This window comes from Panacibacter microcysteis (assembly GCF_015831355.1).
Lineage (GTDB): Bacteria > Bacteroidota > Bacteroidia > Chitinophagales > Chitinophagaceae > Panacibacter > Panacibacter microcysteis.
Window position 1 is genome coordinate 127,223 of the sequence record NZ_JADWYR010000001.1, and the last position, 11,948, is coordinate 139,170.

Consider the following 11,948-nt stretch of genomic DNA (forward strand, 5'->3'; position numbering starts at 1 on the left):
CATGAATGTGCTTCTGAAAACTCTTAATGAATAAAATTATTATCAGCGCATGAGCTTACACACTCCCGGACTTCCTGACTTTGATACTGCACCAAAATCTCTCGGTTATTATTTTCCTGCCGAGTTCGCAAAGCATGAAGCCACTTGGCTTAGCTGGCCGCACAAAGAAGCTTCATGGCCGGGAAAAATTCATACCATTTTTCCGTACTATGCACAGTTCATCAAAGTGCTGGCAAAGAGTGAACCGGTACGCATCAATGTTGCGAACGAGGCAATGAAAGTATTTGCGTTGCAGCACATTGAGGCCGCAGGCGCAGATCTTTCCAACATTGAATTCTTTATGCACCCTACAAATGATGCGTGGTGCAGAGATCATGGCCCGGCTTTCCTGCTGCATAAAACTGAAAAAAAGAAAGCGATTGTTGACTGGAACTATAATGCATGGGGCGGCAAATATCCACCTTACGATCTTGATGATGTTATACCAACATTAATTGGTAAACATTATGGCCTGCAGGTTTTTTACCCGGGCATTATCATGGAAGGTGGTTCTGTAGAATTCAACGGCGAAGGCACCGTAATGACTTCTACTGCCTGCCTGCTAAACCCCAACCGCAACCCACATCTCAACCAGGAGCAAATAGAAGCATACCTCTGTAATTATTATGGCACAGACCAGGTACTTTGGGTAGATGAAGGAATTGTGGGCGATGATACAGACGGGCATATTGATGATACGGTTCGTTTCACCAATGCAGACACCGTTATAACAGTGGTTGAAGAAAACAAGCAGGATGACAATTACGCATTGCTGCAACACAACCTGGCGCAATTAAAAAAAATGCGCTTATCAAATGGCAAACAACTAAACATCGCAGAGCTGCCCATGCCAGACGAACTGGTTTACGAAGATCAGCGCCTGCCCTGCTCTTACGCAAATTTTTACATTGCAAATACTTCAGTTATTGTACCTACGTTTCGCTGTGCTAAAGATGATAAAGCATTGCAGGTTATTCAAAGTTGTTTTCCCGGGCGTGAAGTGATTGGCATAGACTCTACAGAAATCATCTGGGGACTTGGCAGTTTTCATTGCTTAAGTCAGCAGGAGCCCGCTTTGTAGTAAGCGTTTTTTTATGTACCCGGCTGTAGTGCTTGCATGTGGCTTTTGTTGCGTCGCACTCTTGTACAGTATATCGTTGTGCAGCAGCTCCGGGTACAACTGGCGCAGCTACAAACCAGCTTGCTGCAGCTGCCATAAAAAACATCAGTACAAGTGAGTGACACAACAGGCGATGCCACGAATTACAAAAGCTGGTTACCAATTATTTTCCTTTCAGTTTTTTGATGATCATTTCCGCAACACGACGGCCTGTTTCTGCGCCGCCATTCATAAAACCCTGAAACTCGTAACTGCAATGCTCACCTGCAAAATAGATGTTGTCAACCGGCTCAAACTCGCTGCCGGCCATGGTCGTGTACTGGTTTACTTTAAAAGCCACATAACTGCCTTTTGAATAAGCATACGTAGGCCAGCACCAGAATTGAAAGTTATTGTTAAACGCAGCTTTGGCACCGGGGTATACACCATCCAACGCATTTATATAACGGTTTTTTAAAACCCCGGGGTCTGTATAGCCAACATCAATACCTGCTTTACCGCCAGGGAAAATGGTATACCCGCCGGGGCCGGTATTGTTGTTTTGCATTTGTGTGTTATCGTAACCATTCATCATGTCATTATCGGCAAAAGCATAACCTGCATAACCCTGGCTGCGCCATACACGCTCATTTAAACCAAAAAACATTTTAGAATTTGTACCATAGCCAAGCTGCTGAATGGTATTCTTTTTCCATGCGGGCATGGGCACATCAAATTCAAGTTCGCGCAGTACGGTAAATGGTATTGTAAGCACAACAATATCTGCGGTTACACCTATGGTGCCGGAGCCTGTAATGTTGAAATGTAACTGGTAACTTTTATCATTGCGCTGTTTTATTGCTTTCAGGAAATGATTGGGCAATACGTAGTCGGGCATGGCATCTGCAAGCGCCTGGCAAATTTTGTTGTTACCACCTATTACAGAATAACGCTCATTACTGCTGCCGTAAATGTTGTAATGTGTGTCGTTGCCTACATCAAAAACGGCGAGAAAACTTATGGCAGATTGTTCTGTTGCCTCCATTCCATATTCGGCCGTATAACTGTTGTAAATCATGCTGCGCAGCCAGCCGGTAATGCCAATGCTATCCAGGTATTCCATAATAGACATTCCATCGAAATGCTTATCTGCCGGGGAGAAAGTTTTGTAGGTAATTTCTTCGGAGAGTGAATTTATGTCTGCACGTATTTTTTCCGCAAAAGGTTTCAGGGCAACAATTACATCTTTTTCGTGATAGTGCTGGCTATTAAAAAAGTAAGCAAATTCCTCGAGGTGTTTTTCAGATGGTTCCATCCTGTCTAATAAGGGCAAATTGAAATGCTTACAAAGGTTGAGCATTTCGGTATGGGTCGAATCAATAAATTCACCGCCCATTTCGGTCCACAATCCTTTTCCAAGCATATCGTCTACACTTATAACGCGGCCACCAATTCTGCCGCTTCCTTCGTACACATAAGCGTTGTAACCTGCCTGGTTCAAAATATAAGCTGTATGCAGGCCGGCAATGCCTGCACCAATTATTGCGATTGTTGGCTGTGTTGCAGGGTTTGCAGGTGCGCATGCCTTGTATAAAGAAGATGCCCCTGCCAGCGCAATGATCTTTGAAGTATCTGCAAGAAATTTTCTGCGGCTTTTAGCGTAATGCATGTGCTCTTCTGCAAGCGCTGCTACATCATTGGTTTGTTTGGTATTGGCATGGAGTGATAAACGAAAAAGCATTTTGAGATGCTGCAGTGAAAAAGTTTTTGTTCCATTTCTGACAGGCATAAAGCAGTTTTGGTGAAGAATGGCGCTGAAGCTGTCCGGTAAATCGACGCGCCGTTGTACCCGTAAGTTAAGTCTTTCTATATTGAAACAAAAAAGACCGGGTGAAATAAATTTTTAATATATCACCACCGCTTTTTCAATCAGGCGAAAAAGACATACGAAATAATGATGGCCGCAATTACACCAATAAAGTCGGCGGCCATGCCTGCCCAAACAGAATACCGCACTTTCTTTATACCTACACTGCCAAAGTATAGTGCAAGTATATAAAAGGTAGTGTCTGCACTGCCCTGGAAGGTACAGGCTGTTTTACCTACAAAGGAATCAGGGCCATAGGCTTTCATGGCATCGATCATTAAACCACGTGCACCGCTGCCACTAAAAGGCTTCATGATTGCCGTGGGCAGTGCCGGCACAAAATCGGTATTAATACCGGTAAGGTGAAGCAGGTATGCAATACCGTCTGTAATGTATGCCAGGGCGCCACTATCTCTGAACACTCTTATAGCCACCAGCATACCAACCAGGTAAGGTATAATTTTGATCACTACGTTAAAGCCTTCTTTTGCCCCTTCAATAAAAGCATCAAATACAGATACTTTTTTCCAAACACCGCCCAATACAATTGCTACGATAATGAATAATAAAATGAGATTACCCGAAACAGTACTGAACGTGTTTTTCATAGCAGGGCTCATAAAATAAACGGCCAGCATTAATGCCGCCACCAGTGCAAGCAGGGAAAAAATCCATGCGGCCAGTACAAAATCCCATTTAAGTTTTTGCTTTATACCTACCACCATTATGGCGGCAAGCGTAGTAATAACCGTACCGAGTACACAGGGGATAAAAACACTGGTAGCATCTGCAGAACCGGCAGAAATGCGGTATGTGAAAATAGAAAGCGGTATTAGCACAAGCCCGCTGGTATGCAGTACCAGGAACATGATCTGCGCATTTGATGCCGTGCCTTTGTTGGGATTAATGTCTTCAAGGCTTCTCATGGCCTTAAGGCCAAACGGGGTAGCAGCATTATCAAGACCCAGCATATTGGCGCTAAAATTCATGACCATTTCCCCCATTGCAGGATGGCCGTCCGGCACCTCGGGGAACAGGCGTTTCATAAATGGATTTAAACGACGTGCCAGCCAGTTGATAGCGCCTGCCTCTTTGGCTATATTCATAAGCCCTAGAAAAAACACCATGGTACCGGCCAGCGAAAAAGCAACATCGGTCACTGATGACTTTGCCGTATCGAAAATGCCATCTACCAGTGTTTTAAAGATCATCGTGTCTCCTAAAAACAGGAACTTGATGAGCGCTATTACAAAAGCAATTACTATAAATGCCACCCAAACAATATTTAACGCCATACCAAGCCCTAAAGGGAGTTTGATGAGCTCGTAAAATAAATTAAAGTTCTGAATTAATACAGTATTGCTACTTTTGCGCCTCTAAAAAAGGGCATATACATGGGCCTGGGCAGTAATATCTAAAGCAATTTTCCAAGCTTTTAAAATATGCTGTTACTACCCAGCAGATGGCCGGCAAACATGCTGCATAGCGGTAAGAACGTACAAGTGAGTGACACAACAACAGCTGAATAGTAGCAATGCAGCCTGTTACATAACAATTCTTATAACGTAAAATTTAGTACTAATATGGCTTTACAAGCAGGCATAGTGGGGTTACCAAACGTAGGTAAATCAACATTGTTTAACGCGCTGAGCAATGCCAAAGCGCAGGCAGCCAATTTTCCTTTCTGCACAATTGAACCTAATGTTGGTGTAATTACGGTTCCGGACGAACGTTTGATTGAACTGGAAAAACTGGTGAAACCAAACCGCGTGGTGCCCACAACGGTTGAGATAGTTGATATTGCAGGTCTTGTAAAAGGTGCCAGCAAAGGCGAAGGTTTGGGCAACCAGTTTCTGGGCAACATTCGCAATACCGATGCCATTATACATGTGCTGCGTTGTTTTGATGATGACAATGTAATTCACGTGGATGGTAAGATAGACCCGGTGAGTGATAAAGAAATTATTGATACCGAGCTGCAGTTGAAAGACCTGGACAGTGTTGACAAAAAGATTTCCAAAAGCGATAAGATTGCGAAGAATGATAAAGATGCAGCCGCTGCGTTGCCCATTCTGAAAGCACTGAAAACGCACCTGGAACAGGGCAAAAACGCACGTGCATTCGACATTAGCCCGGAAGACAAGGCCAAACATATTGACGACATGTTTTTGCTTACCATGAAACCTGTGATCTACGTTTGTAATGTAGATGAAAAGTCAGTAGTAAACGGTAATAAACACACTGCCGCGTTAACCGCTGCCGTAAAAGACGAAAAGGCTGAAATACTGTTTATAAGCGCGGCCATTGAAAGCGAAATTGCAGTAATGGAAAACTTTGATGACCGCCAGCTTTTCCTGGAAGATATGGGGCTGCACGAAAGTGGCGTGGCAAGGTTGATCAAATCGACTTACCGGCTTTTAAACCTGGCCACTTATTTTACCGCAGGCGTGCAGGAAGTGCGTGCGTGGACGATTACCAAAGGTATGCTGGCACCACAGGCCGCAGGCGTTATACATACAGACTTCGAAAAAGGTTTTATACGCGCAGAGGTTATCAAATACACAGACTTTTTAAAATACGGTTCAGAAGCTGCATGCCGCGATAATGGAAAACTTGCTGTACAGGGTAAAGATTACCTGGTAGAAGATGGAGACATTATGCACTTCCGTTTCAACGTGTAAAGTTTTTGCGCCAGCAGACTTAATACAAAAGCCGGGATTATTATGAGCCCGGCTTTTGTATTACATGGCATCGCCTGTTGCGTCGCACTCTTGTACTGTTGAGCCGGTATGCAACAAGCGCGATGCGAGACAGCCGCCAGTATAAGAACGAGGTAAACCGCGTAAAAACGCAGCGCTGGTGTTTACCGGCCCTGGTTGTTGTCAATAAACACCATATGCATATCATAACATGCAGCACGAAAAACTTCTTTAACCACCGCCAGCATACCATCGCTTTGCCTGTTTGCTTTGTAGCCAAAAAACTGCACCCAATAAACGCCCATTGCTTTTCTTAATTCGTAGGCATAATCATTCATATCAAAAGCATCATCGTACAAAGCATGTACAATGGCATGACAACCTTTGGATACTTTGTCTGTAAGTTTTTTCTGTAAGTCTTTCTCTTCAGAAAGTTCATCAATTATTTCCTGCACATACAGCCTTTTACGCTGTCCGCCTGCTTTGGCTATCTGCTGTAATTTACTTTCCATTTCATGCAGCTCCGGCAGCGCATTATTGAACTCTTCCACAGGGCGGTTGTTCCTGTAGTATCTTACTTTCTTTACCAATAAGCCAAGATCGTTTGAATAATTGTCGGCAGGGGCTTTCTGGAATTCATATTTGAGCAAGTCCATAAAATCGTTATTTAGTTCCTTGAATTTACGGAAAAAACAAACGCAAAAAAATAACCGGAAACAGTACTTCCCGGTTATTCCTTTCAATGTATTTAATATAGATCAGGCTTATTTCATCCAGTTGGCGGGGTCACTTCTCCACTGCAACAATAGCGGCTCCAGGTCAGCAGCAACAATGCCTTTTTCCATACCAAGCGTAATCATAGCACCATAGTTGGTTAAGGAAATAAATTTGCAGTGCTTTTCTTCAAACGCATTATCGGCAACATCAAATCCGTAATTGAAAATAGAAACCATGCCTGCCACTTCCACACCTGCGTTGCGTAATACATCAACAACCTGCAAACTGCTTTTACCTGTTGAGATGAGGTCTTCTACCACCACCACTTTCTGGCCGGGCTCATAAGCGCCTTCTATCTGGTTGCCCATACCATGTTCTTTTGGTTTTGGCCGTACGTACAGGAATGGCAGTTTCAACTGGTCAGCAGCCATAGCGCCCCAGGCAATACCAGCTGTGGCTACACCTGCAAGCGCATCAGCTTCCGGGAATTGCTCGAAAATTACGTTACACATTTCGCTCTTGATAAAATCGCGTATGTAAGGAAACGACAACACTTTCCTGTTATCGCAATAAATTGGGCTCTTCCATCCGCTTGCCCATGTAAAAGGCTGTTCAGGACTCAATTTTACTGCGCCTGCCTGTAATAATTTTTCAGCTACTGCTTTTTCATTTGATGACATAACAAGTATATTTACCAGATGGAGCGAAGGTAAGCGGAGGAGGTTACAATTTCCGGATGACTCACTAAAAATTATAAACACCATTGTTATGCCCATAAAAATTATTGCTGCCGGTGGCCTCGTAACCAATGAAAACAATGAACTGCTGATGATCTTCCGCCGCGGCAAATGGGATCTTCCAAAAGGCAAACTCGATGATGGGGAATCAATCCCTGAATGTGCGGTTAGAGAAGTAGCGGAAGAAACGGGCATCAGCGATATTACCCTTGGTGAACTGATTGGGCTTACGTACCACGAATACTACGACAAATGGCAAAACAGCGATGCAATCAAAGAAACGCACTGGTATGCCATGAAAGTTACCGGCTCTCCTGTACCCGTACCGCAGGAAGAAGAGCATATAGAAAAGATCATCTGGGCAAATGATGAAGCAGTCAGCAACTGCTTAAAAAACAGTTACAAGAATATTGAAGATATTATTGCCAGATTCAAAGGCCAAAGTTAATCAGAAACACGTGCCTGTATTTGCAGGATCCCATCCATCGCAGATCCTGATGTCTCCATAACCTGTTTTATAATCGGGGTTATCTTTTGCAGAAATACTATAATAAACCCTGCGTGAAGATTTGGATGGAAACTGGTTTGCATCCAAAGCGAAATTCATGTTTACCAGACCTGCCGCTTTAAATGCCTGCTTTGTTAATACATTCAGTTTTTCGTCGGCAATTACAACTTTAACCAGTACCGAATCTTTCAAATTAAGGTGCAAACCTAATATACCAAAGCACGGATTTGGATAAGCCGCAACTAAACTGTTTATATCTGATGCAACTGTGTTGTCAATGTTTATACCGGGATCGAAATCAAACAAGGCCATTTCTTCCTTACTGAGCCCTCCGGAAAACTTCCAGTCATTATCTGGTGTACCCTGGTAGAAAAGAAAATTTCCGTAGTAGTCTGTTATCTTGAAACCTTCAATACTGATGCCTTTTGCCGCATTGTCTTTATTGCAGGCAGTGACTAAGATAAGGGCAATAAACAAAAAATTACTGCTACGCATAGAATAGGTGTTTAGAGTTTAGGCGAAGATAAGGGTCAGAGTGCTTTCTTCTTCAAAATTGCAACAGTTAACCTGCTGATACAAACCAGTTTATTTCTTTCGTCTTTTATACGTATGTCCCACACATGCGTAGTTGCGCCGATATGTATAGGTGTGCATGTACCGGTAACAAACCCGCTTCTTACACTGCGAACATGATTGGCATTTATTTCTATACCAACACAAATAAATTTCTCCGGGTCTATTACGAGGGCACTGCATACGCTTCCCAGCGTTTCTGCCAGTGCAGCAGAAGCGCCGCCATGCAACAGCCCGTACGGCTGATGTGTGCGATGGTCAACAGGCATTGTTGCTACAAGATAGTCTGCCCCTACCTCTGTAAAGTGCAAACCGATGTGCTCGCCCATCGTGTTTTTACCGAGGGGATTGATACCGTCTATTGTTATTTGTTTGTTGAACCAGATACTCATATAAGCCTTTTAATTTACCACAATATTTTTTCTGTTGCTGCAGTAATGCGATCCATGTCCTGCAGTTGCATACACTTAAAATGACTACGTGGGCATTTCTTTAACCCGTAATTGGAACATGGCTGGCAAGACAAACCTTTTACAACAAAGTTTTCATACGTGAATTTTACTGCCTGCTGTGTGTCTTTGCCATAATAAGGTTCTACATCAAGTTCAGGAGAAGTACCACCCCAGATGGCCAGCACAGGCCGGTTAAATGCACATGCAATGTATTGCAAACCGGTATCGTGAGAAATAACAAGCTTTGCTTTTTTTACCAGGTCTGCAGACTGGTTGAGGTTAAACTTTCCGCAGGCATTGTATATCTTGATCGCATCGACCTTTTCAATTTGCTCAGCTTCCCAAATGTCTTCTTTACCACCTACCAGTATGATCGGGTGGTTGATTTTATTGCAGAGTTGCTGCAGCTTTTCTACCGGTAGTTTTTTGGTAAAATAAGAACCACCTATAACCAGGGCCACGTAACCAAACCTGTGGGTGAGCGGTATTGCCTCTAAAGGCAATACATCTTTTTCCCCGATAAAATAATCGAGCCCTTTGCCATCGTCTTTTACACCAAGCGGCGCTACAGTATCAAGACTTCTTTGCGTAATGTGTTTATCCATCATTACGTTGATATGAAGTTTTGTAAGTAAAAATTTTCGCAGCGTTTCTTTCTTATATGTAAGTGTTTTGGTGCGTAAGGCAAGCTTTATACTAAATGTTCTGAAATTTTTGTGCAGGTCTACCACGTAATCGTATTGCTCTGCTTTTAATTGTTGTTTTAGCTGTGCCAGGTTATTATCGAAGTAAAAGAATTTGTCGATATAGGGATTATGTTCTGTAACAGCTTTCATACCTTGCTTTGTAAGAAAATGTACTTCTGCATTAAGCTGTTTTTTTAAACAACGCATAACGGGTGAAGCGAGTACAATATCGCCAATGGAAGAAAAACGTATAACTAGTATTTTCATGCAATGCTGTTGATATAATTATTCCCTGATTAATTGTTATAAAGATAAGAATGACAGGCTGAGTTATACGGCGATGGAAGAAACAGCGCGCTGCAGATGCCATGAAAGCAGAACCCTGAAGGGAGTGACACAACCGGCGATGCCATAAAAAACTACTGCTGGAAAACAAAGACATTTTTACAACTGCAATTCAGAAGCCGGCCTGTGGCGGGCAACCTGTTTTACACCGTTTCTTCTTCAAGGTAATTCAAATCTTTGTGAAAAGTTTCTTCAGTAAAAATTGCGGAGAGTAACCCTATGGTCATTACAACGATACCTGTTATCCAACCGGCTGTTACATAATCGTAACTTTTCTGCAGCCATATAAAAAGGATAGAGACAAGCGTTAATGAACCCCTTACCATATTTGGCACCGTAGTGGCAACAGTTGCCCTTATATTGGTGCCAAACTGTTCGGCGGCCATGGTAACAAAAATGGCCCAGAAACCGGTACCAAACCCAAGCAGCGCACTTGCCATATAAAGCTGGTTTACACTGGCGCCCTGCAGGTTAAAAAACCATACCATTGCAAGCGCAGTTATACCATAGAAAATGTACAGTGCTTTCTTCCTGCTTTTGAAATACTGGCTTACAAAGCCAACCAGTATATCGCCAACAGAAATGGCCGCATATGCAAACATTACAGCCTTACCGGGGTCAACGGCGCCCTGTATGTTCATCTTTGCGCCAAACTCTTTGGAGAATGTAATGAGGATGCCGATTACGTACCAGGTGGGTAAACCAATGAGTATGGCAAGCAGGTATTTTTTCAGGCGTTTTCCGTTACTGAAAAGCATCAGGAAATTTCCCTTGGAAACCTTTTTGTTTTCAATGCTTTTGAACATGGTTGATTCGAGTACACCAACACGCATGAGCAATAACACGAAACCCAACCCACCCCCGATAAAGTAACAAATGCGCCAGCCCGAGTTATCGGGCTGTATAAACATTTCTTTTAAGAAAAAAGCAAATACTGCACCTGTTAACCCAATGCCTGCCACCATTGATGTTGCAATGCCCCTTTTCTCTTTGGGTAACAGTTCACTTACAAGTGTTATACCTGCGCCAAGCTCGCCTGCAAGGCCTATACCTGTTATAAAACGCACGATGGCATACTGGTCTACAGTTTGTACAAAGCCATTGGCAATGTTGCCGAAAGAATATAAAATAATGGATGCATACAAAACTTTTAAACGCCCCCGTTTATCGCCCAGTACACCCCACAATATGCCGCCCACGAGCAGGCCGATCATTTGTATATTAATGATGAATAAACCATCTGATGATATCTGCTGATCATTCAGGCCGAGCGACTTAAGCGAAGGAACACGGATAATATTAAATAGCAGCAGATCGTAGATATCTACAAAGTAGCCGAGGGCGGCAACCAATACAGGCAGCGAGAGTATGCCGTATTTCTTTTCTTGCATACGTTGGTTGATTAAACGCTTTCTTTTTTGCTTTTACTGAAAAACAACTTCCAGATAATGGGTACTGTTGAGACCAGTACAATGCCTATAACAATTATTTCAAGATGTTCTTTCAGGTCGAAGTTGAACCACTCCAATATCCATTTTTGCAGGAAGTGACCGGCAAGTATCATACTGGCTACCCATGCAATACAACCCACCAGGTTGAAGTAGGTAAATTTCTTTTTATCCATTTGTACAATACCAGCAACAATGGGTGCAAAAGTTCTGATGATGGGCACAAACCTGGCCGCTACAATTGCCCAGCCACCATATCTTTCATAAAACTCCTGTGCCTGGTACAGGTATTTCTTCTTAAACAGCAAAGTATCTTTCCTGTTGTACAAAAATGGCCCACTCTTTCGGCCAAACCAATAACCAACATAGTTACCGAGAATACCGGCTACAGACACAAGTGCTATCAACACAAAGAGGTCCAGCGCTTCATTGCTTACACCACCCAAACCAATCAGGCTTAAAAATGAGTGCGATAAACCGGGGCTGCCATCGTCCATATTCTGTGCATAAATACCTGCAACAAAAAGCAGGCTGTCGCCTGGCAAAAAGAAGCCTGCAAACAAACCGGTTTCTGCAAAAATTACAAAAAGCAATAACCACAAGCCACCATTCTGAATATAAAACTGTGGCTGTAATAACTCGTGCCAGTCAAAACTTAACAGGTAAGGTATCATGTATATTAGTCGTTCTTAGTAATAATATTTTTTTTTGAGCCCGGCTGCATTGCTACTATTGGGCAACCGTTGCGTCGCACTCTTGTACGCCTGCCTTTTACTGA

12 protein-coding genes are annotated in these 11,948 nt (G+C 43.0%); 3 read left to right on the forward strand and 9 right to left on the reverse strand.

All coding sequences use genetic code 11. The features are described from left to right. The first annotated feature begins 49 nt into the window (after positions 1-49). Entirely contained in the window at positions 50-1,120 is a 1,071-nt protein-coding gene (locus tag I5907_RS00550; RefSeq protein ID WP_196988802.1) for an agmatine deiminase family protein, read from the forward strand. A gap of 202 nt (positions 1,121-1,322) precedes the next feature. On the opposite strand, the gene I5907_RS00555 is transcribed toward I5907_RS00550, so the two are convergent. Together I5907_RS00555 and I5907_RS00560 are read right to left on the reverse strand one after the other, a co-directional pair. Continuing rightward, positions 1,323-2,927, reverse strand: coding sequence for a flavin monoamine oxidase family protein (locus I5907_RS00555; protein ID WP_196988803.1), 1,605 nt, complete (start codon positions 2,925-2,927; stop codon positions 1,323-1,325). A 140-nt stretch (positions 2,928-3,067) separates the two neighbouring features. Then, positions 3,068-4,300 (reverse strand): nucleoside recognition domain-containing protein, encoded by a 1,233-nt coding sequence (locus I5907_RS00560; protein ID WP_196988804.1) that lies wholly within the window; start codon positions 4,298-4,300, stop codon positions 3,068-3,070. Between the two features lie 288 nt (positions 4,301-4,588). Here I5907_RS00560 and ychF point away from each other — a divergent pair, with 288 nt between their 5' ends. Beyond that, a complete protein-coding gene (gene ychF / locus I5907_RS00565; protein WP_196988805.1) occupies positions 4,589-5,686 on the forward strand; it encodes a redox-regulated ATPase YchF in 1,098 nt (365 codons plus the stop codon). Positions 5,687-5,868: 182 nt separating this feature from the next. Here ychF and I5907_RS00570 read toward each other — a convergent pair whose 3' ends face one another. Both I5907_RS00570 and pyrE read right to left on the reverse strand, forming a co-directional pair. Next, positions 5,869-6,360 (reverse strand): hypothetical protein, encoded by a 492-nt coding sequence (locus tag I5907_RS00570; RefSeq protein ID WP_196988806.1) that lies wholly within the window; start codon positions 6,358-6,360, stop codon positions 5,869-5,871. 108 nt (positions 6,361-6,468) lie between these two features. Then, positions 6,469-7,101, reverse strand: coding sequence for an orotate phosphoribosyltransferase (pyrE, locus tag I5907_RS00575; protein WP_196988807.1), 633 nt, complete (start codon positions 7,099-7,101; stop codon positions 6,469-6,471). 88 nt (positions 7,102-7,189) lie between these two features. Here pyrE and I5907_RS00580 point away from each other — a divergent pair, with 88 nt between their 5' ends. Continuing rightward, positions 7,190-7,606, forward strand: coding sequence for an NUDIX hydrolase (locus I5907_RS00580; protein ID WP_196988808.1), 417 nt, complete (start codon positions 7,190-7,192; stop codon positions 7,604-7,606). Here the strand turns inward: I5907_RS00580 and I5907_RS00585 are convergent, their stop codons facing one another. The 5 genes from I5907_RS00585 to I5907_RS00605 all read right to left on the reverse strand — a co-directional run bounded on the left by I5907_RS00585 (position 7,607) and on the right by I5907_RS00605 (position 11,844). Next, positions 7,607-8,161: a hypothetical protein gene (locus I5907_RS00585; protein WP_196988809.1), complete on the reverse strand. Its 555-nt coding sequence runs from the start codon at positions 8,159-8,161 to the stop codon at positions 7,607-7,609. Between the two features lie 35 nt (positions 8,162-8,196). Further along, the gene (locus I5907_RS00590) at positions 8,197-8,631 is read right to left on the reverse strand and encodes a hotdog fold thioesterase (protein WP_196988810.1); all 435 of its coding nucleotides are present in this window, start codon (positions 8,629-8,631) and stop codon (positions 8,197-8,199) included. Between the two features lie 14 nt (positions 8,632-8,645). Continuing rightward, positions 8,646-9,644: a glycosyltransferase family 9 protein gene (locus tag I5907_RS00595; protein ID WP_196988811.1), complete on the reverse strand. Its 999-nt coding sequence runs from the start codon at positions 9,642-9,644 to the stop codon at positions 8,646-8,648. A gap of 221 nt (positions 9,645-9,865) precedes the next feature. Further along, positions 9,866-11,113 (reverse strand): MFS transporter, encoded by a 1,248-nt coding sequence (locus I5907_RS00600; protein ID WP_196988812.1) that lies wholly within the window; start codon positions 11,111-11,113, stop codon positions 9,866-9,868. 11 nt (positions 11,114-11,124) lie between these two features. After that, the gene (locus I5907_RS00605; RefSeq protein ID WP_196988813.1) at positions 11,125-11,844 is read right to left on the reverse strand and encodes a DedA family protein; all 720 of its coding nucleotides are present in this window, start codon (positions 11,842-11,844) and stop codon (positions 11,125-11,127) included. Positions 11,845-11,948: the final 104 nt, after the last annotated feature.